Raw genomic sequence first — 26,121 nt, forward strand, 5'->3', positions numbered from 1 at the left:
TATGAACAAAAATAGCTTACTTTTCCTTACTTTTTTACTTTCGGCCTGTTCATCCTCCCCCGATGTTAACTGGCAGCACAGCAGTACTGGTATTTTTTCACAAACGGCTATCCAGCTAAAAAGTCACCTTTGGACGGATCAGATGCCTAAGGTTGCTGGCGATGATAATGTGGCTGAACCTAAGGCCACTGATAATGTAAATGGTACTTTAGTACTGGAAACGTCAGGGCAGTTACCTGCGGATTTAACCCTGCTTATGCTAGTGATTAAGCAAGGGAATGATATGTGGTCCATCCCTGCTTCGGAGCTAGAACTGCGTACCCCCAGTGATGATATTTGGGAAGTGGTATTTAAAAGTACAGCAGAATTGGATATTGAACGATTGGTCAGTGTTGCTCTTGGGGTGAGTGACAGCGAGGGTGAAACTTGGCTGGTTGAACATCAAGTGGTGATTGATAAAGTGTACTGAACGGAACGATAAGTAAAGCGTGGTTCTAAAAAGAAACAAAAAGCCTCGATATTACATATCGAGGCTTTTATTTATTCCAAGCTTATTATTCTGTGATATCACCACAGAAACGATAACCTTCACCATGAATCGTCGCAATAATCTCTGGTGTACCAGAGACGGATTCAAAGTGTTTACGAATACGACGAATCGTGACATCCACGGTACGATCGTGTGGTTTTAATTCACGCCCCGTCATTTTCTTTAATAGATCGGCACGAGTTTGGATTTTACCGGGGTTCTCACAAAAATGGAGTAGAGCTCGGAACTCAGAGCGAGGAAGCTTATAGCTGTCACCACTTGGACTCACCAGTGAGCGGCTATTAATATCCAACACCCAACCATTGAATTGGTAAGATTCAACGGAGCGTTTCTCTTCATGAGTTGAATTGGTATTCATTGAACGGCTGAGTAAGTTACGAGCACGAATGGTTAATTCACGAGGGTTAAAAGGCTTAGTGATATAATCATCTGCACCAATCTCTAGCCCTAAAATCTTGTCGACTTCGTTGTCTCGGCCAGTTAAAAACATTAAAGCTACATCCGCTTGCTCACGAAGTTCACGAGCGAGAAGTAGACCATTCTTACCTGGTAAATTGATATCCATGATCACCAAGTTAATTGGATTATCAGACAGTACATGGTGCATCTCTTCACCGTTACTGGCTTCAAAAACAGCGTATCCCTCTGCTTCAAAAATACTCTTTAGAGTGTTACGAGTCACTTGCTCGTCTTCAACGATAAGAATCTGCGGGGTTTGCATTGGCGGTACCTAAACTTGTGAAAAAAATGTGCTAATAGAATTCATTCTAGGCAAAAACATTAAATATGAGTAATTTTATGTTGATAATAACCCAAAGCTTTTTTAAAAATCATTACTTTGGATGCCCGCCATCCTTGGATATCACTAACCATTAAGCGCCATCACTTTTGGGGACTCTACTAGGCTGTGGGCGAATTCTATAATGTTAACAGCATGCTAACAACGCTCAAATGTTAATTCCAATCACTTTGTTGATTTATATCAAGAGTTGCAATGTAACAGATATGAATTTTAATAACGAGTTGTAAAGTATAATGATTGATAAGAAGCTCTGGCGAGCCTACGCCCAGATACGGTTTCATTTTTCAGCCCTGCCATTGAAAGCGGAATTTGCTGTCATCACGGCGTGGAACCCGAGAAGCTTACGCTTGTCAGATAATGAGAATCGACAGAAGAATCAGCATTTACAGCAATACCTGATCGGCTATGATTGGGTTGAATTTCTTGTCGGAGGTGAAGATTTTTGCTGGTATGAAGAGAGTTTCGCAGTGTGTATGCCACTGATTGAAGCTAAAAAGCTGGCGATGAAATTTGACCAGAATGCGATTTACTATGTCATTAATGATGAGCTAACCCTGCACGCTTGTGTGGGTGAGCAACGCTTGCATTTAGGCTCGTTATCAGAAAAAAGAAAATAAATGACACCTATCCACGAGAGCGGACATTTGACGGTGGTGAGGTTACTTGGATGAAGCCCAATAAGAATCATGGAGGAATGATGAAAGATATAACACCCGATCTATGCGATAAATATGAATCACAGGTTACCTTACTGGATCTCCCATTGCAGAATTTTGGAATGCGTCACGCGTTTTGGGGGCAAATTGTTACCGTACGTTGTTATCATGATAATGCAAAAATTAAGGAGGTGCTCGGTCAACCTGGCCATGGAAAAGTCTTGGTGGTGGACGGCCATGGTTCTTGCCAGAAAGCCCTTATGGGAGATCAAGTCTCTATTATGGCCATTGAAAATGGCTGGGAAGGCGTGGTGATTTATGGTGCCGTGCGTGATGTTGTTGAGATGTCTCAAATGGATTTAGGGGTAAAAGCTTTGGGCACCTCTCCTTTTCGTCCAGAAAAAAAGGGGGCGGGAGAAGTGAATGTGACGTTAACTATCCAGAATCAAATGATTTTACCCGGGGATTATCTCTATGCAGATTGGAATGGCATCTTATGTTCTAAACAGGCATTAGAGATCAATTAGAAGCGAAACCCGATACCCACTCCGATACCTTGTTGCCACTCTTGATAGTCAAGGGTGGCATGAAAATCCATGTTCTCAGATAAACGTAAACGGCTAGATAATTCTGCTGATAAACTGTCATGACGACGATTATCATCATCCATTTTCGTTGATGAATAGAGGGTACTTTTGAATAAAATTCGTTCATTCACTTTATAGCTAACGCCACTGAGAAAACCATTACTGCCGCCATTGATAGAAGAGTTAATTCTTGTACCGACATATAAATCAACATTGCGAAAAATATTATATGCATATCCACTGTTGATGACCCAGCTATCAAAGGCTTGGCTATTTGGCTCCGTGTAAATAAACAAAGAGTGCAGAGAATCGTTTTGTTCTGAAGGGAATGGAGGCAAAGAAGCGGCTGCCGTGCCAGTTGTGAGACACAGGAAAAATAGCGCAAATCGCGGATTCATTCTTTCCTCCTTTCTCTACTTTATTTTTAGCTAGATCAAGCCATCCATTCATTGGCTTGCAGAGTATAATTTAAGCATAAAATCCATTGGATTGCTGATAAAAAATACGAAATAGCTATAAAGTTATCATTTTGAACAGGGAGAGAGGAGAGGGATGAGTGGTGACTTATAGGTAATCAACGTCGACTTTTAGACGATTCGCTAGATGAAAATAAAAAAAAAGCATTTTTTCATTGACTCATGAATCCTAAATGGGGTAAACGTAGAGGCAGACAAATACACGAGTTTTTGAATATTTATGAATAACCGCAGCTTAGTAGTAATGACCACCACCATTATTATTACCGACACTACGCATGTTGGGGCAGGCTGCTGAGCGTAAAAATTCACAAAAAAAGGCCTGTATCCCAACCGGTACAGGCCTTTTTTTATACCTATTTTTTATGAGTTTGGAGGAAGGGATGCGAGTATTAAAGTTTGGTGGTTCATCGTTAGCGGACGCTGATCGTTTATTAAGAGTGGCGGACATTATTGCGAATAATGCTCAGCAGGAAGAGGTTGCGGTGGTGCTATCTGCCCCAGGGAAAACGACCAATAAATTAATTGCTGTGATCGATACGGCGTTGCGTAACGGAGATGCTGAACGCCAAATCATTGAATTAGAAGAGTCCTTTCAAATCTTATTCAATGATATTAAGGCAAAATTAGCTCATATTGACGGGGCGGCCTATGCTGAACAAGTAGCGAGTTCAATGGCTCAATTGCGTCAGTTTGTACATGGCATTCGCTTATTGGGAATGTGCCCAGATAATGTTAATGCGCGTATTATTAGTAAAGGCGAACGTATTTCAATTCAATTGATGAAAGCCGTTATTCAAGCCAAAGGATTATCGGCTAATTTAATTAACCCCGTTGATTACTTAGTTGCCAAAGGCGACTATCTGGAAGCGATGGTGGATGTTGAGAAATCCACTCAAAACTTTAAACAGTTCCCTCTCCCTGAAAAGCAAGTACACATTATGCCGGGGTTTACTGCAGGCAATAAGAAAGGTGAGCTGGTTTGTTTAGGGCGTAATGGTTCTGATTATTCTGCTGCGGTATTAGCGGCATGCTTACGCGCTGATTGTTGTGAGATCTGGACCGATGTTGATGGGGTTTATAACTGTGATCCTCGTTTGGTTGATGATGCTCGACTGCTTAAATCTCTGAGCTATCAAGAAGCGATGGAACTTTCTTATTTTGGCGCTTCAGTTCTTCACCCAAAAACCATCGCCCCGATTGCTCAATTCCAAATACCTTGCTTAATCAAAAACAGCTTTAACCCGCAAGGTGCGGGAACCTTGATTGGTCAAGATACCGGAGAAGATAAGTTAGCGATTAAAGGGATTACCACCCTCAATAACCTGACGATGGTTAACGTCTCTGGCCCCGGAATGAAAGGCATGGTCGGCATGGCAAGCCGCATTTTTGGTGCCATGTCGTCGGCGGGGGTTTCCATTGTCTTAATTACTCAGTCTTCGTCTGAATACAGCATTAGCTTTTGTATCGAAGCCGATGACAAACCTTTGGCTAAACAAGCGTTAGCTGAAGCTTTTGAATTAGAGCTCAAAGAGGGGCTGCTCGAACCTGTTGAGTTTATGAATGATCTTTCGATCATTACTCTCGTTGGGGATGGTATGCGCACTTCTCGTGGGGTGGCATCGCAGTTTTTCTCTTCTCTAACCGAAGCACATGTCAATATTGTGGCTATTGCGCAAGGCTCTTCAGAGCGTGCGATTTCAGCCGTGATTCCTGAAGATAAAGTCTCTTCTGCGATTAAAGCGTGTCATGAGAATTTATTTAATTCGAAGCACTTCCTCGATCTGTTTGTTGTCGGGCTTGGTGGTGTGGGTGGAGAGTTGGTTGATCAAATTTATCGACAACAAGCGAAACTGGCTGAAAAAGGCATTGTGATTCGGGTTTGTGGGTTGGCAAATAGCCAAGGGTTATTGCTCGACAGTAATGGATTACCTTTAGCCGATTGGCGCGATAGAATGAATGCAGCAACGGAAGGATTCTCATTGGAGCGTTTAACCGCATTGGTACAACGTAATCACATCATTAACCCCGTCTTGGTCGATTGCACTTCAAGTGAAGAGATCGCTCGTCAATATGCTGATTTTCTTGCCGCAGGTTTCCATGTGGTGACTCCGAATAAGAAAGCCAATACTGCTAGCATGGCTTATTATCAACAACTACGCGATGTGGCCAGACATTCTCGCCGTAAACTGATGTATGAAACAACGGTGGGAGCTGGCTTACCAGTAATTGAAAACTTGCAAAACTTGATTGCGGCGGGTGATGAATTAGAGAAGTTTAATGGTATTTTATCGGGTTCATTGTCCTTTATTTTTGGTAAATTGGATGAAGGACTAACGCTTAGCCAAGCCACAACGCTTGCCAAAGAAAAAGGCTTTACTGAACCTGATCCTCGTGATGATCTTTCTGGGATGGATGTGGCGCGTAAATTGTTAATCTTAGCGCGTGAAGCGGGCATGAAGCTTGAGTTATCGGATGTTAAGGTTGAGCAAGCATTGCCACCGAGTTTTGATGCCTCTGGTAGTATTGAGGAGTTTATGCTGCGTTTGCCTCAAGCAGATGAGTATTTTTCTTCCTTAGTAAATCAGGCCGCACAGCAAGGTAAAGTCTTGCGCTATGTGGGTGAAATTGCGGATGGTGAATGTCGAGTTCGTATTGCTATGGTCGATGAAAATGATCCTATGTTTAAGGTCAAAGAAGGGGAAAATGCGCTGGCCTTTTACAGCCGTTATTATCAGCCTATTCCACTGGTATTGCGTGGTTACGGTGCGGGCACTGAAGTCACTGCTGCGGGAGTGTTTGCGGATGTCATGCGCACTTTAGGTTGGAAATTAGGGGTTTAATGAATGAATTCAAGTGATATGAGTGTGGTCGTTTACGCTCCAGCCTCCATTGGTAACGTGAGTGTTGGATTTGATGTTTTAGGGGCTGCGGTCTCTCCGATGGATGGCACCTTGTTAGGGGATCGAGTATTAGTGAAAAAAGGGGATAGCCCTTTTTCACTACAAACGGCGGGGCGTTTTGTCAGTAAATTACCCACGGATCCTAAAGAGAATATTGTATATGACTGCTGGTGTGTCTTTGCTCGTGAGTTAGATAAAAAACAAGTGGCATTACAGCCTATTAGCATGACTCTAGAGAAAAACATGCCGATTGGTTCTGGGCTTGGTTCTAGTGCTTGTTCGATCGTGGCGGCACTCGATGCCCTAAACCGTTTTCATGGACAACCATTAAATGAGACAGAGTTATTGGCGTTAATGGGAGAAATGGAAGGAAAGATCTCCGGTGGTATTCACTATGACAATGTGGCTCCCTGTTATTTAGGCGGCTTGCAATTAATGTTGGAAGAACTTGGGATCATCAGCCAATCTGTACCGGGATTTGATGAGTGGTATTGGGTGATGGCGTATCCGGGGATAAAAGTCTCAACGGCCGAAGCGCGCGCAATTTTGCCTTCTCAGTATCGTCGTCAAGACATTATCGCTCATGGCCGCTATTTGGCAGGGTTTATTCACGCTTGCCATACTCAACAACCTGAATTAGCTGCAAAAATGATCAAAGACGTGATTGCTGAGCCCTATCGTGAGAAACTATTGCCCGGTTTTGCTCAAGCTCGCCAATATGCAGCCTCTGCTGGCGCTCTTGCTACCGGAATCTCAGGAAGTGGACCAACGCTGTTTAGCGTATGCAAAGAAAAAGAGGTTGCTGAGCGTGTTGCTCGGTGGCTTGAACAACATTACGTACAAAATGAAGAAGGATTCGTGCATATTTGTCGTCTTGACAAGCAGGGTTCGAAAGTGACAGGAAGTGAGCTATGAAGCTGTACAATATAAAAGAAAATGATGAACAAGTTTCCTTTGGACAAGCGGTTCGCCAAGGGTTAGGACGCAATCAAGGCCTATTTTTCCCATCAGAATTACCGATGCTTGAAGATATTGATGCTCTGTTAGAGGAAGATTTTATTTCTCGGAGCAGCAAAATTTTATCCGCTTTGATCGGGGATGAACTTCCTGCTGAGCAGGTAAAGCAATTAGTTAACAATGCGTTTCAGTTTCCCGCTCCCATTAAAGCCGTTAAAGAGGGCGTTTACGCGCTTGAGCTTTTTCATGGCCCAACACTGGCTTTTAAAGATTTTGGTGGGCGCTTTATGGCTCAGTCATTGGCGGCGGTTTCTAACGGTGGAAAAATTACCATTTTAACCGCAACATCCGGTGATACGGGGGCTGCGGTTGCTCATGCATTTTATGGTATGCCTGATATTGATGTGGTGATTTTATATCCCAAAGGGAAAATTAGTCCATTGCAAGAAAAGCTGTTTTGTACCTTAGGTCAAAATATTCATACAGTTGCGGTTAATGGTGATTTTGATGCTTGCCAGGCACTTGTTAAACAAGCCTTTGATGATGCTGAACTGCGTCAGCAAATCGGGCTAAACTCGGCCAACTCTATCAATATCAGTCGTTTAATGGCGCAAATTTGTTACTACTTTGAAGCTGCGGCTCAAATGAGTAAACAAGAGCGAGAAAATCTCGTTGTGAGTGTGCCAAGTGGTAACTTCGGGAACTTAACCGCTGGTTTATTGGCTAAAGCTCTAGGGCTTCCAATCAAACGCTTTATCGCTGCAACCAATGCCAATGATACGGTGCCTCGTTATTTAGACACAGGGCGTTGGGAGCCAAAACCAACGGTTGCAACAACGTCAAATGCAATGGATGTCAGCCAGCCCAATAACTGGCCTCGTATTGAAGAGCTCTGCCGCTTAAAAGAGTGGGGGTTGGAAACTTTAGGCAAAGGAGCGGTATTGGATGATCAGAGTGCAGAATCGGTTAAGGAACTTAACCAACTGGGGTATCTCTGTGAGCCACATGGTGCGATTGCTTATCGAGTGTTAAATGAGCAACGAAAAGATGGAGAAACTGGGTTGTTCTTATGTACCGCACATCCGGCTAAGTTTAAAGAAGTTGTGGATGAAATCCTCGATACCGATATTGAACTGCCTGCTCCATTAGCAAAACATGCAGCCATGGAACTCCTTTCTGTTGACTTAGAGAATGACTTTACGGCTTTAAGAGCTTTATTGGTAAAGCTCTCATAACGTAACCCATTTGCTCTTCCATATAAAAAGCGGTGCTGATCAGCACCGCTTTTCGTTATTTGAACCAACGCCAGATTTGGATTGGGTGTTGGTTTTACTGAAAATTATAGAGATTCAGTAAAAGTACGAGCGATAACGTCGCGTTGCTGTTCTGGGGTTAGAGAGTTAAAACGAACCGCATAGCCTGAAACACGAATGGTCAATTGTGGGTATTTCTCTGGGTGCGCCACCGCATCTTCTAGCGTTTCACGTTTCAGGACATTGACGTTAAGGTGTTGGCCACCTTCAATGCGAGGAGCGGTTTCAATGGCAACTTCGCGGCTTTCATAATCACCAAATTCGCTGATGGCGACAACTTGATCGGCTTCATAGCCAGCGACGGCTGCAATGCAACGCGCTTCATTTTTTTCGTTGTCGATTAGCCAAATTGAGTTAAGTAGGTCATCATTTGCTGCTTTGGTGATTTGGATACCTTGGATCATTACTGTCTCCTTGCCCACTGAATGTGGTGTTATTGGTGTTAATTTTCAAAACTTGTTGAGTTGGGTATTATATACCTAATATCCTTAAGTGAAGTATTGATTTAGGTCAAAAAACAACAAAAAACCATTCTTTTGTTAAGGGGATAAATTTGATTTCAATCAATAAATCCTTTAAAAACAATAGATGAATAAAATATTTGAATTATTAAATAATTTTTTAATCTGTTTTTGTTGTAATTTTACTACATTTTAGTGCTTGGTTATTATGCATAAATCGACAGATCAGTCAGTTAGGAAATTAATGTGAAAGTAGAAAGTGATAAAATGACAAATAATCAGAACGGGTCTGAAGAGAAATTTTTTGGTGCACATGTTTCTGCCGCGGGTGGCGTTGATCAAGCCCCTATTCGCGCCAAGCAGATCGGAGCAACAGCCTTTGCGTTGTTTACCAAAAATCAGCGGCAGTGGGGAGGAAAACCTCTGGATGAACAAACGATTCGAGCTTTCAAATTACATTGTCAGCAACTAGGATTTTCAGCTCAGCATATTTTACCACACGACTCTTACCTCATTAATTTAGGCGCTCCGGAGCAAGACAAATTGGCTAAGTCTCGCCAAGCCTTTATTGAAGAAATGCGACGTTGTCAGCAGCTTGGTCTTCATTTGCTCAATTTTCATCCTGGAAGCCATCTAAAACAGATCTCGGAAGCCCAGTGTCTGGCGACGATAGCGGAATCGATCAATCAGGCACACCAAGCGGTGCCAGAGGTGATTGCCGTGATTGAGAATACCGCAGGACAGGGAAGTAATTTAGGTTGGCGCTTTGAACACTTGGCTGAAATTATTGAGCAAGTCGATGATAAGTCACGAGTTGGTGTCTGTTTGGATACCTGCCATACCTTTGCGGCTGGTTATGATTTACGTACGCCAGTTGCTTGTGAGGAGACCTTTGCACAGTTTGAGAAAATGGTTGGTATGCACTATTTAAGAGCAATGCACATTAATGACTCAAAATCAAAGCTAGGCAGTCGAGTGGATCGACATCACTCATTAGGGCAAGGTGAAATTGGTTGGGCGTGTTTTGAATACATAGCAAAAGATCCTCGTTTTAATGGGATACCTTTGATTCTTGAGACGATTGATCCAGATTTATGGCCCAAAGAGATTGAAACCTTAAAAAGATTTCATCGTGGTGACACATTTTTAGAGTAGTTTCACAAACTTGGCATCCTTTTTTCATTACGATTCGCTAAAGAGTTGTTAGAAGGATGCCATCATGCGTGCACTTATGTCTTTATCTGTTAATCAAGCTAGTCAAGCTACCACTCCTCGCATGCCGGTACCGAATCGACATGTGAAAGGGCAAGGTCATCATCGTGTGCCACAACCCAGTAAGCACAGCAAATAGAAAAAGGGGCTACCTCAATGATTGAATGTGGTTATCCGCATGACAGTAACACCCAGTAGAAAAGAAATGGTTCCGTTCCTGACGCTTGAGGTGATTCAAGGTATACTTCTTTTTTCAAGTGATCAGGAGCGTTTATGACTCAGTCAGTCGTTTGGCACGATGTTATTGGTGCCGAGAAACAACAACCCTATTTTCAGCAAACGTTACAATTTGTTGAGGCAGAAAGGCAGGCTGGAAAAATTATTTATCCGCCCGCGAAAGATGTCTTTAATGCTTTTCGTTTGACGGAATTTAATCAAGTGAAGGTGGTGATTCTTGGCCAAGATCCTTACCACGGGCCGAACCAAGCACATGGCCTTTGTTTTTCTGTGCTTCCGGGAGTGAAAACACCCCCTTCGCTTGTCAATATCTATAAAGAGCTGGCTCAGGATATACCGGGTTTTCAGATTCCGAACCATGGTTATTTAAAAAGCTGGGCTGAGCAGGGGGTGCTATTACTGAATACGGTACTAACGGTCGAACAAGGTAAAGCGCACTCTCATGCCAATAGTGGCTGGGAAAAGTTTACGGATCGGGTGATTGATGTATTGAATCAACAAAGAGAAGGTATTGTTTTTCTGCTTTGGGGTTCCCATGCACAAAAGAAAGGTGCCATGATCAATCGCCAACGACATCATGTTTTGACCGCGCCACACCCTTCTCCTTTATCTGCTCACCGAGGTTTTTTAGGCTGTAAACATTTTTCGATGACAAATCATATTCTTACTCAACAAGGAAACCCTGTAATTGATTGGCAACCCAGTCTAGATTGATGTTTTTCGACCAGCATCAAAGCGCGTATCCTGATCCTCCTATAGACTTGTACTATCATTCCCTAAAGTGAATTGGGGAAAAAGCTATATAGAGAGAAAGACAATGATGATAGAAAGGATACAACGCGAACATGGATACATGGCACGTTTACTCGCTATATTACGTGACAAGCTACAGTTACTTAAAGTTGAAAAATCAGTAAATTATAGCTTAATAAAAGAGATAGTTGATTACTTAGGTAGTCACTCTGAAGCCATTCATCATCCCAAAGAAGATATCATTTATCGCTACTATATTGAGCATTATGCACAAGAACCCACAATTGATAATTTGGAGAAGGAACACCTTCAATTAGCGGAGCAAACCCAAAGCTTTCTCAATTTAATTGACATGATTTTGCAAGATGCGGTTGTTCCCCAAGCGCTCTTTATTGATCAATTAGAGGCGTTTATTGAAACCCAGCTCCATCATTTAGAATTAGAGGATAAATCGGTACTCCCGTTGATTAACCAAACATTTAGTATCTCTGACTGGCAAAAAGTCGAAGCTCAATGGACCAATAATGAAGATGATCCGGTTTTCGGAGAGACGATTGCTGAACGTTTTTCTCAATTGGCCCGTCGAGTGAGAAAAAGCAACGCGGAAAGTATCTAGCCGTTCAATAAAGAAAGTAAAAAGGAAAAGCATCTTTTGTTCGATGCTTTTCTTAATCCTACAGTTTGATGTTTTCTAATTCTAAGCAGATATCCATATCCAGTAATTCTTTCTCTAGGCGCTTTTTATCGCGGATGGCCTCGATTTCTCGCCACATACGTTTTACCGGTTTGGTCCGGAGTGCTCGGGCTTTGGTTATTTCCATGTCCAAAAGCTGATCAAAGTGCAAGTCATCCATAAGCAAGCCTCATTGTTGTCATCATCCCGTGAGAGCTATTTAGATAGCATAACTGGCTTAAATTTAACTATGATTTATTTCTCATTTATGATCTTTTTGTGATGGTTAACTTTTTTTTCTGCGCCATTTCACATTTTTCGTTCATTTCCTGTATAAAAAGCGACCATAAAATTAACGCAAACGTTTTTATTGGCGATTTTTTCCTGTTAATAGGCTGTTATGATAAATGGCTGGAATGAGCTGTTGCTGTCTTTTTGAACGTTTGAGTCAAAAGGATGACTTTTTCCTGACAATTTATCGTTGAGCTCCTTGGAATCGCTTGCTTGACAGACGATGCGCCTGCCCTTGTTCCGTGGTACTTTTCTGGTGGCTTATTAATCTGCATTGTTTGTTTTTTGTGTCTATATTGTTTTGCTTTTGCTCTTTAAATGGTCGGATTTGTGTTAATGGATGGTAACTTTATAGTAAAAAATAACAAAGAAATGGTTATAATTGCATATTGATTTTTGGTGGTTCAGGTTGCATTATCCGCCAGTCAAAAAAATCGCTGCATTATTCAACTAACTGGATCCGCGTTGAATTACCGTAAAGACATCCCATAACACTGATAATTTTTCGGGATATTTATAGATCTTTACGGTGTTAGCTTTGACTAAAATCAGCGCATCACTCTATGAGAGGTTCTTGTGACAGACTTAATTAACTTAATGAATGACCTGCTTTGGGGGTCAATTCTTGTTTATCTTTTGGTGGGAGTCGGGATTTATTTCACCTTTCGATTGGGCTTTATCCAATTTCGCCACTTTGGGCATATGTTCAGCGTGCTCAGAAACAGTCGTAAATCAGACAGTTCTGGCATCTCTTCTTTTCAGGCTTTGTGTACCAGCTTAGCCGCTCGAGTCGGAACCGGAAATATGGCGGGGGTGGCCGTTGCCTTAACGCTAGGCGGCCCCGGTGCTATTTTCTGGATGTGGATGACAGCGATGCTTGGTATGGCTACTTCATTTGCGGAAAGTACTTTAGCCCAGCTCTATAAAACTCGTGATAAGGATGGTAACTACCGTGGTGGGCCTGCTTATTACATGGAAAAAGGATTAGGAATGCGCTGGATGGGCGTATTGTTTTCTATTTTCCTTATTATTGCGTTTGGGCTTGTCTTCAACGCGGTGCAAGCTAACTCTATCTCTAGTGCGATGAATACGGCATTTGGTTTTGAACCTTTGCATGTTGGGATTGTGATTGTCCTGCTTTCTTCGTTTGTCATTTTTGGCGGTATTCGCAAGATTGCTCGCACTGCTGAGCTGATTGTTCCTTTTATGGCTCTTGCCTATATTGTTATTGCGTTGGCTGTTGTGTTTATCAATATTGATAAGCTGCCCGCTGCCATTAACTTGATCTTTAGAAGCGCATTTGGTTTAGAACAGGCGGCTGCGGGAGGAATTGGTTACGCGATTGCTCAAGCAATGATTAATGGCGTTAAACGGGGTCTTTTCTCGAATGAAGCGGGTATGGGTTCCGCTCCAAATGCGGCTGCTTCGGCAACGCCTTATCCTCCTCATCCCGCTTCTCAAGGTTATGTTCAAATGCTTGGGGTTTTTGTCGATACGATCGTTATCTGTTCGGCAACGGTGGCCATTATTTTGATGTCTGGTGAGTATGTTCCTCACGGAGAAATTACGGGTATTGAGCTCACTCAGCGGGCATTAAGCTCACAAGTCGGGGATTGGGGAAGTATTTTTGTCGCTTTTGCAATATTCTTCTTTGCCTTTACATCCATTATCGCTAACTACTCTTATGCTGAGACAAATCTGATCTTCCTTGAGCATAATAATAAAAAGGGGTTGGTGGTCTTTCGAATCATTGTGCTGGGTATGGTGATGTTTGGATCTCTGGCGACCTTGCCGGTTGTCTGGTCAATGGCTGACGTTTCGATGGGGCTGATGGCGATTGTCAACTTAGTGGCTATTTTGCTGTTGTCAGGCATTGTTGTTAAGTTGGCGAAAGACTATAACCGCCAGCTTAAAGCGGGCAAACTACCCACTTTTGATGCGAATGATTATCCGGAGTTAAAATCTCAACTAGAAGAGGGTATTTGGGATAATAATAAATCCCAATAGAGATCCTCGATGTGAAAGATAGGGAAAGCCATGCAGACAACGCATGGCTTTTTTTGTAGGCTAGAAGCTGCTCAATAATAAAAAGATAGGATATAACGATGCTGATTGTGGTTTCCCCAGCGAAAACATTGGATTATGAATCTCCGTTACCCACTCAAACCTACACGCAACCCGAGTTAATAGAACATTCGCAAGCCTTAGTTGAGGTTTGCCGCCAGTTAACGCCCGAGGACATTGCCGGTTTAATGAAGGTGAGTGATAAAATAGCGGGGTTGAACGTCGCTCGTTTTGCTCAGTGGAGTGAAACCTTTACCTTGGAAAATGCTCGCCAAGCCATTTTTGCCTTCAAGGGCGATGTGTATACCGGGCTCGATGCTGAAACGTTGAATGAGGATGCGTTAGTTTTTGCACAGCAGCATTTACGGATGCTTTCCGGCCTATATGGCTTGTTAAAACCGTTAGATTTGATGCAACCTTATCGGTTAGAAATGGGAACCAAGTTGGTAAATCCACGCGGTAGTAACTTGTACCAGTTTTGGGGAGAGATTATTACCGATAAGCTGAATGAAGCGATTCAAGCGCAAGGGGATAATGTATTAATTAACCTAGCCTCTAATGAATATTTTAAGGCCGTGAAAGTTAACCATCTGGATGCTCAGGTTGTGACTCCTATCTTTAAGGATTGTAAGAAGGGGCAATATAAAATCATCAGTTTTTATGCGAAAAAAGCTCGAGGTATGATGGCTCGCTACATTATAGAAAATCAAATTTCTTCCGTACAAGCACTCACTCAGTTTGATGTTGATGGCTATTATTTTGTTGAGCAAGAATCAACCCCAACAGAGCTGATATTCAAACGTGAAGAGCAGTGAGGTGCAATGATGTGGTCGTGGATATTACATGTGATTGCTCGTTATGATGCGTGGTGCCAGCAGTTGGGGTTGACTCCTGAACAAAAACGCAGTTGTGTCCCTTACCGACAAGATCCTTCTCATGATGATGACGTCTCATCTCGGACTCAGTAAACCTGCTTATCGGCTGTTTGATACACACTGCCATCTTGATCTTTCCCCATTTCCGATCACATTAGAAAGTGAACTGGGGTTAGCTCAAAAGCGAGGGGTTGAGCGTTTTCTCATTCCCAGTGTGGGCCCACAAAATTGGGCTACGGTTGAACGATTAGCTCAACAGCATGTAAATAGCTTTTATTATGCGTTAGGTATCCATCCTCATTTTTTACCTTCGCAGGCACCTCACTCACTGTTTTCTCTGTTAGAAGCTTATTTATCTCAGTCTGGTAAGGCTTGCATAGCGGTTGGAGAGTGTGGATTAGATGCGACGATCAGTGATTCTGCTCAGCATCAAGAAACCATTTTGAAAGGGCAGTTAGCTATCGCACAAAGTGCTCGACTTCCCGTGGTACTGCATAGCCGAAAAACGCACAACCGTTTATTGCAGATCATCAAACAGTCACGTTTTACTCAAGGTGGCGTTATTCACGCTTTCAGTGGTAGTGAACAAGAGGCGAAACAGTTTATTGCGTTAGGATTTATGCTTGGCGTTGGCGGCGTCATTACTTATCCGAGAGCCAATAAAACGCGGCGAGCAGTAGCGGCCCTACCGCTTGAGCATCTCGTGTTGGAAACCGACTCTCCTGATATGCCACTGTGTGGATTTCAAGGGCAAACCAATACCCCAAGCCAGTTACCTTTGATACTGGATGAACTTGCCAGTCTTAAACAGCAAGCTCCCAATGATGTCGCTCATATGATTTGGGAAAATAGCCATCGATTATTTAATTTGCCCTTTTAGCTTTACCTGACTTCTTTGTTAGCTATTCTTTGTGAAAGAAAGCGGAAGAAAATGTAGCTTTTATTCCTGTTAAAGATAAATTTAGTGATATTCATCACATAAATATGTGAATGTATTGTTGTTCTTATAATAAAGTGTGAAGAAGACAGTACTTTATCTTTTAGGGGTTGAGTATAATCGCTTCGCTTTTGAGCTCCATTTTGTAACACGCCAACATTTAACTTATAAGGAAGTCATAAACTATGAGCCTGTTTATGAGCCTAATCGGTATGGCTGTACTACTTGCTATCGCAGTACTACTGTCATCAAACCGTAAAGCTATCAATCTCAGAACCGTGGGTGGTGCTTTTGCTATCCAATTTTCATTGGGAGCATTTATTCTTTATGTTCCTTGGGGTCAAGAGCTACTACGTGGCTTCTCTGACGCAGTATCAAACGTGATTAACTATGGTAACGATGGTACTGGATTTTTATTTGGCAACTTAGTGAACTTTTCCGTTGAAGGTCTCGGCTTTATTTTTGCCTTTAAAGTCCTTCCAACACTTATTTTCTTCTCAGCGCTTATCTCTGTTCTGTATTACATCGGTGTGATGCAGTGGGTCATCCGTATTTTAGGTGGTGGCCTTCAAAAAGCCTTAGGCACTTCTCGTGCGGAATCTATGTCAGCGGCCGCGAATATTTTCGTTGGGCAAACAGAAGCTCCTTTAGTGGTACGCCCATTTGTACCCAAAATGACTCAATCAGAGTTATTTGCGGTTATGTGTGGTGGTTTAGCTTCTATCGCTGGTGGTGTACTGGCTGGTTATGCCTCAATGGGCGTTAAAATTGAGTACTTGGTTGCCGCATCGTTCATGGCGGCACCGGGTGGCCTGCTGTTTGCAAAAATTATCATGCCAGAAACCGACAAGCCCGTTGATCAGATCGAAGGGATTGAAGCGGCAGAGAATGAAAAGCCAGCGAACGTCATTGACGCGGCAGCGGGTGGTGCTTCGGCAGGTTTACAATTAGCGCTTAACGTTGGTGCTATGTTGATTGCCTTTATCGGCCTAATTGCACTTATCAATGGTATGCTTGGTGGAATTGGTGGTTGGTTTGGTATGCCTGAGCTGACACTGGAGATGATTCTTGGCCTTATCTTTGCCCCTCTTGCCTTCCTACTTGGTGTGCCATGGGCTGAAGCCCAAGTGGCGGGTGAGTTTATCGGGCTAAAAACCGTTGCTAACGAATTTGTGGCTTACTCACAGTTTGCTCCCTATTTAGGTGATGCTGCGCCGGCAGTATTGACGGAGAAAACCAAAGCCATCATTTCTTTCGCATTGTGTGGCTTTGCAAACTTATCCTCTATCGCTATTTTGTTGGGAGGCTTGGGTAGCTTAGCGCCTTCACGCCGTGGTGATATCGCACGAATGGGGATTAAAGCGGTTATCGCTGGTACTCTGTCCAACTTGATGGCGGCGACCATCGCAGGCTTCTTCCTCTCTTTCTAATTGTTAGGAACTGAGTTTATAGACGCCAAATCCGATTCCCCCGTAGCAACGTCTTGTTACGGGGGAATCGTTGTTTTTTAGGCTCATGGAAACATGATAGGGCACGGTTATTTTGAGATACAAACCGTTTGCTCTCTCTATGGTGCTATAGTTTTATGAGTAACCGCTATAGCATGTAGAAAATGAAGCGACACTGATGTCGATGCTTGATGAGAATTGTTGCATTAAGCAAGGGGTAAATGATTTGCCCTAGAGAGACACCGCAATCGTTGATTGTTGTGCCATATCTAATTGGTACTGTGCGGTGACAAGGATAGCAATTGGTGTCATACACCGAGTCTTCAAGGAACCAAGTCCGTTCATTTTGTGGCTATTTAGTCGGAAAACTAAGTAGTGAACTCATTGAATATATTGATCGGAGATAGAAATGAGCGATTTAAAAGCGGCAGCCCTACGTGCACTGAAATTAATGGATTTAACGACATTAAATGATGACGACACGGATGCAAAGGTCATTCAACTTTGTCATGATGCGAAAAGCTCGGTTGGTAATACGGCAGCGATTTGTATTTACCCTCGCTTTATTCCTATTGCTAAGAAGACCCTTCGTGAGCAAGGAACCCCAGAAATCCGTATTGCTACGGTAACGAACTTCCCTCATGGTAATGATGATATTGAGATTGCTGTTGCGGAAACCAAAGCGGCGGTTGCCTATGGTGCTGATGAAGTAGATGTCGTTTTCCCTTATCGAGCTCTGATTGCTGGTAATGAGCAAGTCGGTTTTGATTTAGTCAAAGCGTGTAAGGAAGCCTGTGGCGAACAAGCACTGTTAAAAGTTATTATTGAAACTGGGGAGCTAAAAGAAGAAGCCCTTATTAAAAAAGCTTCGCAAATCAGTATTGAAGCGGGTGCTGATTTTATTAAAACCTCAACAGGAAAAGTACCGGTTAATGCAACACCTGAATATGCACGAATGATGCTTGAGGTAATTCGTGATATGGGTGTATCCGAGACGGTCGGATTTAAACCTGCCGGTGGCGTTCGAACAGCGGAAGAAGCGGCACTGTATTTAGCGATGGCCGATGAACTCTTAGGGGATCATTGGGTCGATAGCCGCCATTATCGCTTTGGGGCATCTAGCCTACTCACCAACCTACTCAATACATTGGAAGTTTCAGACCAAAAAGCAGATCCAACGGCTTACTAAGTCTCAGACTTGTCTATAGGTGGCGTTCAGCGCCACCTAAATTCTCTATATACGATTTAGACCATGGCTCTTATTGAGAGCTTGGGAGGGACCTATGTCTTCATCTAATGCATTTTTACCGCAAGAAATCATTCGTAGAAAGCGCGATGGCGAAACGTTAAGCCGAGAAGAGATCAACTTTTTTATTCAGGGGGTCGCTAACAATACGGTTTCAGAAGGGCAAATTGCCGCGTTTGCGATGGCTATTTTTTTTCGAGAAATGACGATGTCTGAACGCATTGCCTTAACATGTGCCATGCGAGATTCTGGAATGGTGATCGATTGGACACCGATGGCATTCAATGGGCCCGTCGTTGATAAACATTCGACGGGTGGGGTCGGTGATGTGACTTCACTGATGCTTGGCCCTATGGTTGCAGCCTGTGGGGGTTATGTACCAATGATTTCCGGACGAGGGTTGGGACACACCGGTGGAACGCTGGATAAGTTGGAATCTATCCCTGGCTATAACATTATGCCGAGTAATGCGTTATTTGGTCAGGTAACCAAGCAAGCGGGTGTCGCCATTATTGGTCAAACTGGCAATTTGGCCCCAGCAGATAAACGCATTTATGCCACTCGGGATGTGACTGCGACGGTTGATAATATTTCCTTGATCACCGCTTCTATTTTATCGAAGAAACTTGCCGCAGGGCTGGATTCATTAGTTATGGATGTCAAAGTGGGAAGCGGAGCATTCATGCCAACCTACCAAGCCTCTGAAGAACTCGCTAAATCCATTGTTGCTGTAGCGAATGGGGCGGGTACGAAAACGACGGCTATTTTGACTGATATGAATCAAGTTCTGGCTTCTTCGGCGGGGAATGCGGTTGAAGTTCGTGAAGCTGTGCGCTTCTTAACGGGAGAGTATCGTAATCCTCGCTTATTCGAAGTCACAATGGCTTCGTGTGCGGAGATGTTGGTTTTAGCAAAATTGGCTGAGAATACAACTCAAGCTCGCACTAAGCTACAAGCTGTACTGGATAATGGGCAAGCTGCGGATCGTTTTGGAAAGATGGTGGCAGGTCTTGGTGGCCCTACTGACTTTGTCGAACATTACGATCGCTACCTTGAACAGGCTGACATTATTCGCCCTGTTTACGCCAAGCAAAGTGGCCTTGTTTCAGCCATGGATACTCGTGCGATTGGTATGGCTGTGGTTGAGATGGGTGGAGGACGCCGTGTGGCTAATGATCTCATTGATTATGCGGTTGGTTTTGATCAGTTTATTCGCCTAGGTGAGCGTGTTGATACTAAAACCCCTTTAGCCATGATTCATGCCCGCAATGAAGAGCAATGGGAAAGAGCGGCTCACGCGGTACAAGAAGCGATCACCATCGGTGGCGATTATCAAGCAACGCCAGAAGTTTACCGCCAGATCCGTTCTGAAGATGTGTAAGTTTGGGTAAGGAAAGAGTGATGAAAAGAACCTTTATTTTAGTTTTAGATTCGTTTGGGATTGGTGCTGCGCCCGATGCTGAAAAATTTGGTGACATTGGCGCGGATACGTTAGGTCATATCGCCGAGCAATGCCAGTTGGGGAACGCTGATAATGCTGAGCGTCAAGGGCCGTTAACGCTACCCAATCTCTCTAAATTAGGGCTGGCAATGGCGCATAAAGAAGCCACCGGCCAGTTTGCACCGGGATTGGATCAACACGCTGATATTATCGGTGCCTATGGGCATGCCGCAGAGCTTTCTTCCGGTAAAGATACCCCATCGGGGCACTGGGAAATTGCTGGTGTACCCGTTTTATTTGAGTGGGGTTACTTTAGCGATAAACAAAATAGCTTTCCTAAAGCCTTAACCGATCGCATTCTGGAGCGTGCTGGTCTGGATGGTTTTCTAGGTAATTGCCATGCTTCGGGGACACAGGTGTTGGATGATCTGGGTGAAGAGCATATGAAAACGGGAAAACCGATTTTTTATACATCGGCGGATTCCGTATTCCAGATTGCCTGTCATGAAGAGACGTTTGGTTTAGAACGTTTATTGGATCTGTGCCAGATAGCTCGTGAAGAGCTGGCTGATTACAATATTGGCCGAGTGATTGCTCGCCCGTTTATTGGCGCAGGAAAAGGGCAATTTGAACGAACAGGGAATCGTCGAGATCTCTCTGTTGAGCCGCCTTCTGCGACCGTATTACAGAAATTGGTGGAAGAAAAACAAGGGCAGGTGATTTCGATTGGTAAAATTGCCGATATTTATGCGCACTGTGGTATTACCAAAAAAGTGAAAGCCACGGGAATTCCTGCCCTGTTTGATGCTACCGTTGAGCAAATTCAGCAAGCGGGTGATAACACCCTCGTTTTTACTAACTTTGTTGATTTTGATTCTGCCTATGGACATCGTCGTGATGTCGCAGGTTATGCTGCCGCACTGGAATATTTTGATCGACGCTTACCAGAAATTCTTGCCCATATGCAAGATAATGATGTGTTAATACTCACGGCTGATCACGGTTGTGATCCTACTTGGCCGGGCACAGACCATACTCGTGAATACATTCCTGTGCTTGTTTTTGGTCCAAATGTGATTCCGGGTTCGTTAGGGCTTCGGAAGTCCTTTGCGGATATTGGGCAAAGTATTGCACATTACTTTGGCCTATCGGCGATGGATTATGGGCAAAACTTTTTATAGCCGCCCATTCGTCATAAAATTAAGATGAACCAAAGGATAACCCAACCGATTGGGTTGGGTTACTCTAAAAACCTTTATCGCATCTTTTTAGCTGAGTCTTAGCTAATGATGGTGAGATAAACGCAATATAGGAAATACAAACATGGCAACTCCACATATCAATGCTCAGTTGGGTGATTTCGCAGACGTTGTACTTATGCCTGGTGATCCACTACGGGCAAAATTTATCGCTGAAACTTTTCTTGACGATGTCGTACAAGTCTGTGATGTCCGTAATATGTTTGGTTATACAGGAACCTATAAAGGTCGGAAAGTCTCTGTCATGGGGCATGGTATGGGAATCCCATCTTGCTCTATCTATGTGACAGAGTTGATTAAAGACTTTGGGGTGAAAAAAATTATCCGTGTCGGTAGTTGTGGCGCAGTGAATGAAGAGATTAAAGTCCGTGATGTTGTTATTGGTATGGGCGCGTGTACTGATTCCAAAGTGAATCGTATACGCTTCAAGGATCACGATTTTGCCGCTATTGCGGATTACAAAATGGTGAAAGCCGCAGAAGAAGCAGCGAAAGCACGCGGCATTGATGTGAAAGTCGGTAACTTATTTTCAGCTGAACTTTTCTATACTCCTGATCCAGACATGTTTGATGTGATGGATAAATATGGCATTGTTGGGGTTGAGATGGAAGCCGCTGGTATTTATGGGGTTGCTGCGGAATACGGTGCTAAAGCATTGGCTATCTGTACAGTGTCAGACCATATTAAGACGGGTGAACAAACCACCTCAGAAGAACGCCAGAACACCTTTAATGAGATGATAGAAATTGCGCTTGATTCCATTCTTATTAGTGATCAACCCAACTTCTAATGTTTGTTTAAAAAGAGAAAGCCTCAGCCAGTGCTGGGGCTTTTTAGTGCACATTTTTTAGCAACCAATTTTCTCTTGGGAGTGTGGTTTTAAATTGGCGGCGAAGTAATAAAGTTATCAATACTCCACTGATAAAACTCATTAAAAGCATCAGATACATGTAACGATCACTTTTTCGGTAGTGATGATCGGAAATTGCTGTCACTTTACCCGTTTCAAAGGTGAGGCGAACAAAACCAATAATGTTCCCATCGTGTAATACTGGCTCAACCAATTGTTGACGACCAATACTCGCTGTTTGTAGTGGAGTATCTAATCCCAAAACTTCGCGTACACTGAGCGCTGAATCGCTGGCAGCCAGTTTTACCCCTTCAGCATCATAAATCGTCGCATCAAAGACTAAACGCTCCTGAGCTAATTGATTCGTCAGTGCGAGCAAGCGTTCTTGATCTTGTTCTGCCAGCATCGTACTGGCAGACAGGGAGGCTTGGTTGATCAAAACCTTAGTGAGGGTCTCTAATTGTTTGGCCTGAATTCGTTCGTTACCTTTGCTGATCACCACACTGTTTTGAATGGTGATGAAAAACATCACTACTAATAACACCATAGTTAGGCCACGTAACACGACACGAAAGGAAAAAAGTGAGCCATCCATAGACAATTAACCTGAAAAATTACACCGACTTCATATTGAGACTTGCGTTTTCAAATTGCAATAGGGTAACGTCTTGTAATCATAATAAAGGAACTTGGACATGGACGCTGTAAAAACGCTGCTAATTAGAAAACACACCACTCTACTTAATCGTCTTCCTGAAACTCGTTTTTCAACTCAATTAGATAAAACTAAAGCAAACTGGATCGTGTTTGCCGAATATTTAACGCCGAAGCAATTTGAAGATATCGATTTTTTCACAGGGCAATACAATGCGATTGTTGAAACTTGGAAAGTTGGGCCTTATGACGTTGCCTTAATGGCGGGAGAACTTTCTCGTGAGCATGAAACCATCTTGCAAAATTTAGATCTTGATTATGCACGAATTGATGAAGTGCCGGATCTTTCTAAACCGGGCTTAATCGTATTTGATATGGACTCTACCGCCATTCAAATTGAATGTATCGATGAAATTGCCAAACTTGCGGGCGTGGGGGATGAGGTTGCGGAAGTGACTGAGCGAGCCATGCAAGGAGAGTTGGATTTCGAACAAAGCCTGCGTCAACGGGTTGGGAAGCTTCGTGGTGCTGATGCGACCATTTTGGCTTCGGTGCGGGAACAGTTACCGCTCATGCCTGAATTGCCCGAACTGATTCATACATTACAGCAGTTAGGCTGGAAAACGGCGATAGCTTCGGGCGGTTTTACCTATTTTTCCGATCACCTTCAACAGCAACTCGGGTTTGATTATGCACAGTCAAATCAGTTAGAAATTATTGATGGGAAACTGACGGGAAAAGTGTTGGGGCAAATTGTTGGGGCTCAAACAAAAGCTGATATTTTAGTGACGTTAGCTCAACAGTTTTCGATTGAATTGCATAATACCGTCGCGGTGGGCGATGGTGCGAATGATCTGGTTATGATGGGAACGGCTGGGTTAGGTATTGCTTACCACGCTAAACCAAAAGTTGAGGCGCAAGCTCAGACGGCGATACGCACTGCAAACCTAGGTGGTGTGCTTTGTATTTTATCCGCAGGCTTAGTGAAACAGCAAAAACTCAGTTGGCAAACAAAGCCATAATCGGTTCTTCAAATCTTCCCAATAGAACGAGGGTACTCTTACCCTCGTTACCGAAAGAGCAAGGGTTATTCGGTGATTTCTAAACGGGTTAACACCTCTTCCGTTATATCCGCGAGTTCACCATAACCAGCAATTGAGCTAATCTCTTTTTCTAAATTTTTGGCTTGATTTAAATTAATCAATGCCAACTCATTGAGATCGACCTGCAATAAGGTGGTCAGCGGATCAAACACCGGGGCGCTACAAATCCGGAGAACATAAAGTTCTCCCATTTGTTTTCCCTTCCGAACAAATTCGATGCGCTCTTTTATGGATTTAAATTCAGTAAGAAGACGTGATTCTATCGATTGAATACGATCAGCAAATTTAACGACGGCGATGTATACCTCATTGTAATGTGGTTCTGCTTTATCGATTCGACGCATCGGTGAGGCGAGGAGTGTATTTGTATGACCTTTAAAAATCGGTTCAAGAGAAAAATGGTGTTCTTCTCCTAATTTGGCGAGTAAAACAAGGTAAGCGGGTAGCGGATAATTAACGCCAATCACACTGGGGCGTAAATTTGCCCCTACTTTTTCGACAAAAATAGGGGTGCTGACCATTTTATCGAGCAAGATATTATGTAACCCTTCCAATAAAGCGGGGCTAGGAAGACGTTCTTTTTGTGGTAGTAACTTGTCTTGATTGTGTTCAATGATGCTATTAAAAAAAGCGATACTTTTCATTGTGACTGAATTTTCTTCAATCATGAGTTGTAAACGTCTGCCTTCTGGGCCTATGCGAATAACTTGATAAGGCAGTGCATCTAACGGCAGTTTTTTGTCATACAATTTGAGTTCATGGTAATTAACTTGAACCATCTCTCCCGCCTTCAGAGCGACGGGCTTGTCTAGAATAATGCTGAGCCCTCGTTTAGAAAGATCAACGGTGAACCCTTCTGAAAGCACCTGTTCTTGTTTTTTTAATTGCAGAGGAGTACGAAAGCGGTATCTGGGTTCTTTGCGCCGTGAACGTGCATCGAAATAGATCCCCATGGGTTGCCCTATCACTTGCCGAGAGTGGCAAAATACATTCAATTCCTGAGAAGAAAGCGTTGGTTTTTCAACGAGCAAATAATCTTTTGATGACTCAACATCCGCAATTTCTTGCAATATTCCACAATGAGTGAGTTGGCTTGAATGATCAGCCAGCTCTTTGGCGTGTAAAGCCAGTTCCTGACGTTCTTTATCCGAAAGTTCAAACATTGATAGCTGAAACACTTTCCAGCTCTTTTTTCGTGCACCGATATGCCAAAATAATTTTCTATGATCAGGCTGTGCTTCCGGCATCATCATCGAAAAAAATAGAGTTTTATCTTGGTGATCATGTTTAAACGAATAAAGTACATTACCACTGTCAGCAATGCCTGGCTGAGTGAGCAAGGTCATTCGAGATCGATTGAAAACACTGCCGAGCATCTGTTGGTTGCGTTCATCATGCCAGTATTGCCATATAGACTGATTATGTTCCGTCAGCAGTACCAATTTCAGGTCGTTACCACTAAAGAATAGAGGTAGGTTACAGGTGTGTTTGAGATAAGTGTGTTCATATCCCCGGGTTCGAGCACGAATGATTTTATCTTGATTATCATGACGCGCTTTTTGGCTATTACTGGCTAAAACCGTAGTGATAATGTTTTCAATTAATGGGGTTTCTGTCAGTTTTAAGGTGCGAAGAAATTTGACCGCATCATTATCATAAGAATCATCAATGGCAAGAATTCGATACTCAACGGCTTCGCTTATACCCGGAATGGTTAAGGTTTTTTCTAGTTCACTAAATTGGACTCGGATGACTTGTCCCAGCTTATAGCTAAATGCGGCTGGAACTTTAAATTTGCCACCAGAAGCGGAGAGATCAACACTAATACCATGTAAGAGTTGATCATTGAGTGTGATTTTTACTTGTGTGGCCAATTTTAAACGATTTTCTTGGCGCTTAAGATCGTAACCGAGATTAATCGCTTCAACTTGAAAAGCACGATGAGTAGATGGTGGGGGTTTGGCGCTCGACAGCTCACCTCGCTGTTTCATCACTCGAAAATTATTATGAGTATTATAGAGACTTTCCCAAACGCCTTCTGTGTAGCCGCCAAATTTTTTGGTGCCTTTGTGATAAGCATTGAAAGCCACGTCGTCAAGCCAATGTTTACGGCCATCTAAATCGTATTCTCGGCATTCCCCCTGTACGCGGCCTCGTAAATCGATGATTTTAGAACATGGAGCCATGACACGATTCAGTTCCATCTTAACCAAGAGTTTGATAGATGGAGGCTGAGCATCTGTTATTTGAGATAGCAGATACTCGAAATCCGGTGAGTGATACACCGGAATGAGCTGTTCAGCGAAAGAGAGAATGTCAGATTGCTGCATACTTTATCTATTAAAGTGTATCTCGATTTGAGTAAGTCCCTAG

General features: G+C 43.2%; 27 protein-coding genes and 1 other annotated feature. Of the genes, 21 read left to right on the forward strand and 6 right to left on the reverse strand.

What is annotated here, in order from left to right; translation table 11 throughout:
* Position 1 precedes the first annotated feature (1 nt).
* Positions 2 to 469, forward strand: a complete 468-nt coding sequence (locus B5D54_RS05915; protein WP_078925610.1) for a hypothetical protein — start codon at positions 2 to 4, stop codon at positions 467 to 469.
* A gap of 85 nt (positions 470 to 554) precedes the next feature.
* Here B5D54_RS05915 and arcA read toward each other — a convergent pair whose 3' ends face one another.
* Positions 555 to 1,271, reverse strand: coding sequence for a two-component system response regulator ArcA (arcA, locus tag B5D54_RS05920; protein ID WP_078925611.1), 717 nt, complete (start codon positions 1,269 to 1,271; stop codon positions 555 to 557).
* Positions 1,272 to 1,585: 314 nt separating this feature from the next.
* Here arcA and B5D54_RS05925 point away from each other — a divergent pair, with 314 nt between their 5' ends.
* Positions 1,586 to 1,969: a DUF3293 domain-containing protein gene (locus tag B5D54_RS05925; RefSeq protein ID WP_078925612.1), complete on the forward strand. Its 384-nt coding sequence runs from the start codon at positions 1,586 to 1,588 to the stop codon at positions 1,967 to 1,969.
* 80 nt (positions 1,970 to 2,049) lie between these two features.
* Positions 2,050 to 2,535 carry a putative 4-hydroxy-4-methyl-2-oxoglutarate aldolase gene (locus B5D54_RS05930; RefSeq protein ID WP_078925613.1) on the forward strand — a complete coding sequence of 162 codons (486 nt, stop codon included), beginning with the start codon at positions 2,050 to 2,052 and terminating at the stop codon, positions 2,533 to 2,535.
* Here B5D54_RS05930 and B5D54_RS05935 read toward each other — a convergent pair.
* A complete protein-coding gene (locus B5D54_RS05935; protein WP_078925614.1) occupies positions 2,532 to 2,993 on the reverse strand; it encodes a hypothetical protein in 462 nt (153 codons plus the stop codon). The genes B5D54_RS05930 and B5D54_RS05935 overlap by 4 nt on opposite strands.
* Before the next feature lie 298 nt (positions 2,994 to 3,291).
* Here B5D54_RS05935 and thrL point away from each other — a divergent pair, with 298 nt between their 5' ends.
* The 4 genes from thrL to thrC all read left to right on the forward strand — a co-directional run bounded on the left by thrL (position 3,292) and on the right by thrC (position 8,166).
* Positions 3,292 to 3,369, forward strand: coding sequence for a thr operon leader peptide (gene thrL / locus B5D54_RS05940; protein ID WP_078925759.1), 78 nt, complete (start codon positions 3,292 to 3,294; stop codon positions 3,367 to 3,369).
* Positions 3,304 to 3,424, forward strand: a sequence feature (Thr leader region). It overlaps the preceding gene by 66 nt.
* A 30-nt stretch (positions 3,425 to 3,454) precedes the next feature.
* Positions 3,455 to 5,914 carry a bifunctional aspartate kinase/homoserine dehydrogenase I gene (gene thrA, locus B5D54_RS05945; protein WP_078925760.1) on the forward strand — a complete coding sequence of 820 codons (2,460 nt, stop codon included), beginning with the start codon at positions 3,455 to 3,457 and terminating at the stop codon, positions 5,912 to 5,914.
* Positions 5,915 to 5,932: 18 nt separating this feature from the next.
* A complete protein-coding gene (gene thrB, locus B5D54_RS05950; RefSeq protein WP_078925761.1) occupies positions 5,933 to 6,889 on the forward strand; it encodes a homoserine kinase in 957 nt (318 codons plus the stop codon).
* Positions 6,886 to 8,166, forward strand: a complete 1,281-nt coding sequence (gene thrC, locus B5D54_RS05955; RefSeq protein ID WP_078925615.1) for a threonine synthase — start codon at positions 6,886 to 6,888, stop codon at positions 8,164 to 8,166. Before thrB ends, thrC begins: the two co-directional genes overlap by 4 nt.
* Positions 8,167 to 8,270: 104 nt before the next feature.
* On the opposite strand, the gene grcA is transcribed toward thrC, so the two are convergent.
* Positions 8,271 to 8,648 (reverse strand): autonomous glycyl radical cofactor GrcA, encoded by a 378-nt coding sequence (gene grcA / locus B5D54_RS05960; protein WP_078925616.1) that lies wholly within the window; start codon positions 8,646 to 8,648, stop codon positions 8,271 to 8,273.
* Between the two features lie 324 nt (positions 8,649 to 8,972).
* Between grcA and nfo the strand changes: the two genes are divergently transcribed.
* The 4 genes from nfo (at position 8,973) to B5D54_RS05975 (ending at position 11,523) form a co-directional block, all read left to right on the forward strand.
* Positions 8,973 to 9,860: a deoxyribonuclease IV gene (gene nfo / locus B5D54_RS05965; RefSeq protein ID WP_078925762.1), complete on the forward strand. Its 888-nt coding sequence runs from the start codon at positions 8,973 to 8,975 to the stop codon at positions 9,858 to 9,860.
* A gap of 64 nt (positions 9,861 to 9,924) precedes the next feature.
* A complete protein-coding gene (locus B5D54_RS17430) occupies positions 9,925 to 10,056 on the forward strand; it encodes a hypothetical protein (protein WP_267490086.1) in 132 nt (43 codons plus the stop codon).
* A 134-nt stretch (positions 10,057 to 10,190) separates the two neighbouring features.
* Positions 10,191 to 10,868: a uracil-DNA glycosylase gene (gene ung / locus B5D54_RS05970; RefSeq protein ID WP_078925617.1), complete on the forward strand. Its 678-nt coding sequence runs from the start codon at positions 10,191 to 10,193 to the stop codon at positions 10,866 to 10,868.
* A 103-nt stretch (positions 10,869 to 10,971) separates the two neighbouring features.
* The gene (locus tag B5D54_RS05975) at positions 10,972 to 11,523 is read left to right on the forward strand and encodes a hemerythrin domain-containing protein (protein ID WP_078925618.1); all 552 of its coding nucleotides are present in this window, start codon (positions 10,972 to 10,974) and stop codon (positions 11,521 to 11,523) included.
* A gap of 58 nt (positions 11,524 to 11,581) precedes the next feature.
* Here B5D54_RS05975 and B5D54_RS05980 read toward each other — a convergent pair whose 3' ends face one another.
* Positions 11,582 to 11,761: a DUF3545 family protein gene (locus B5D54_RS05980; protein WP_078925619.1), complete on the reverse strand. Its 180-nt coding sequence runs from the start codon at positions 11,759 to 11,761 to the stop codon at positions 11,582 to 11,584.
* Positions 11,762 to 12,447: 686 nt separating this feature from the next.
* On the opposite strand from B5D54_RS05980, the gene B5D54_RS05985 reads away from it, so the two are divergent.
* The 9 genes from B5D54_RS05985 (at position 12,448) to deoD (ending at position 21,931) form a co-directional block, all read left to right on the forward strand.
* On the forward strand, positions 12,448 to 13,878 hold the full coding sequence (locus B5D54_RS05985; RefSeq protein WP_078925620.1) for an alanine/glycine:cation symporter family protein: 1,431 nt from the start codon (positions 12,448 to 12,450) through the stop codon (positions 13,876 to 13,878).
* Positions 13,879 to 13,976: 98 nt separating this feature from the next.
* On the forward strand, positions 13,977 to 14,750 hold the full coding sequence (gene yaaA / locus B5D54_RS05990) for a peroxide stress protein YaaA (protein WP_078925621.1): 774 nt from the start codon (positions 13,977 to 13,979) through the stop codon (positions 14,748 to 14,750).
* A 9-nt stretch (positions 14,751 to 14,759) separates the two neighbouring features.
* Positions 14,760 to 14,903, forward strand: coding sequence for a DUF5363 family protein (locus B5D54_RS17210; protein WP_497012651.1), 144 nt, complete (start codon positions 14,760 to 14,762; stop codon positions 14,901 to 14,903).
* Complete coding sequence (locus tag B5D54_RS05995) at positions 14,872 to 15,690, forward strand: TatD family hydrolase (RefSeq protein ID WP_242004474.1); 819 nt, start codon at positions 14,872 to 14,874, stop codon at positions 15,688 to 15,690. The genes B5D54_RS17210 and B5D54_RS05995 overlap by 32 nt, the downstream gene beginning before the upstream one ends.
* A gap of 242 nt (positions 15,691 to 15,932) precedes the next feature.
* Complete coding sequence (locus B5D54_RS06000; RefSeq protein ID WP_078925622.1) at positions 15,933 to 17,177, forward strand: NupC/NupG family nucleoside CNT transporter; 1,245 nt, start codon at positions 15,933 to 15,935, stop codon at positions 17,175 to 17,177.
* Positions 17,178 to 17,604: 427 nt separating this feature from the next.
* Positions 17,605 to 18,384: a deoxyribose-phosphate aldolase gene (gene deoC, locus B5D54_RS06005; protein ID WP_078925623.1), complete on the forward strand. Its 780-nt coding sequence runs from the start codon at positions 17,605 to 17,607 to the stop codon at positions 18,382 to 18,384.
* A gap of 94 nt (positions 18,385 to 18,478) precedes the next feature.
* Positions 18,479 to 19,822 (forward strand): thymidine phosphorylase, encoded by a 1,344-nt coding sequence (gene deoA, locus B5D54_RS06010; protein ID WP_078925624.1) that lies wholly within the window; start codon positions 18,479 to 18,481, stop codon positions 19,820 to 19,822.
* Positions 19,823 to 19,842: 20 nt separating this feature from the next.
* Positions 19,843 to 21,063, forward strand: coding sequence for a phosphopentomutase (locus B5D54_RS06015; RefSeq protein ID WP_078925625.1), 1,221 nt, complete (start codon positions 19,843 to 19,845; stop codon positions 21,061 to 21,063).
* Positions 21,064 to 21,205: 142 nt separating this feature from the next.
* Positions 21,206 to 21,931 (forward strand): purine-nucleoside phosphorylase, encoded by a 726-nt coding sequence (gene deoD, locus B5D54_RS06020; protein ID WP_078925626.1) that lies wholly within the window; start codon positions 21,206 to 21,208, stop codon positions 21,929 to 21,931.
* Positions 21,932 to 21,974: 43 nt separating this feature from the next.
* On the opposite strand, the gene B5D54_RS06025 is transcribed toward deoD, so the two are convergent.
* Positions 21,975 to 22,586: a YtjB family periplasmic protein gene (locus B5D54_RS06025; protein WP_078925627.1), complete on the reverse strand. Its 612-nt coding sequence runs from the start codon at positions 22,584 to 22,586 to the stop codon at positions 21,975 to 21,977.
* Positions 22,587 to 22,686: 100 nt separating this feature from the next.
* Between B5D54_RS06025 and serB the strand changes: the two genes are divergently transcribed.
* Entirely contained in the window at positions 22,687 to 23,667 is a 981-nt protein-coding gene (serB, locus tag B5D54_RS06030; RefSeq protein WP_078925628.1) for a phosphoserine phosphatase, read from the forward strand.
* 65 nt (positions 23,668 to 23,732) lie between these two features.
* Here the strand turns inward: serB and B5D54_RS06035 are convergent, their stop codons facing one another.
* On the reverse strand, positions 23,733 to 26,078 hold the full coding sequence (locus tag B5D54_RS06035; protein ID WP_078925629.1) for a PilZ domain-containing protein: 2,346 nt from the start codon (positions 26,076 to 26,078) through the stop codon (positions 23,733 to 23,735).
* Positions 26,079 to 26,121 lie beyond the last annotated feature (43 nt).

The sequence above is a fragment of the Vibrio cincinnatiensis DSM 19608 genome (assembly GCF_900167345.1).
Taxonomy (GTDB): domain Bacteria; phylum Pseudomonadota; class Gammaproteobacteria; order Enterobacterales; family Vibrionaceae; genus Vibrio; species Vibrio cincinnatiensis.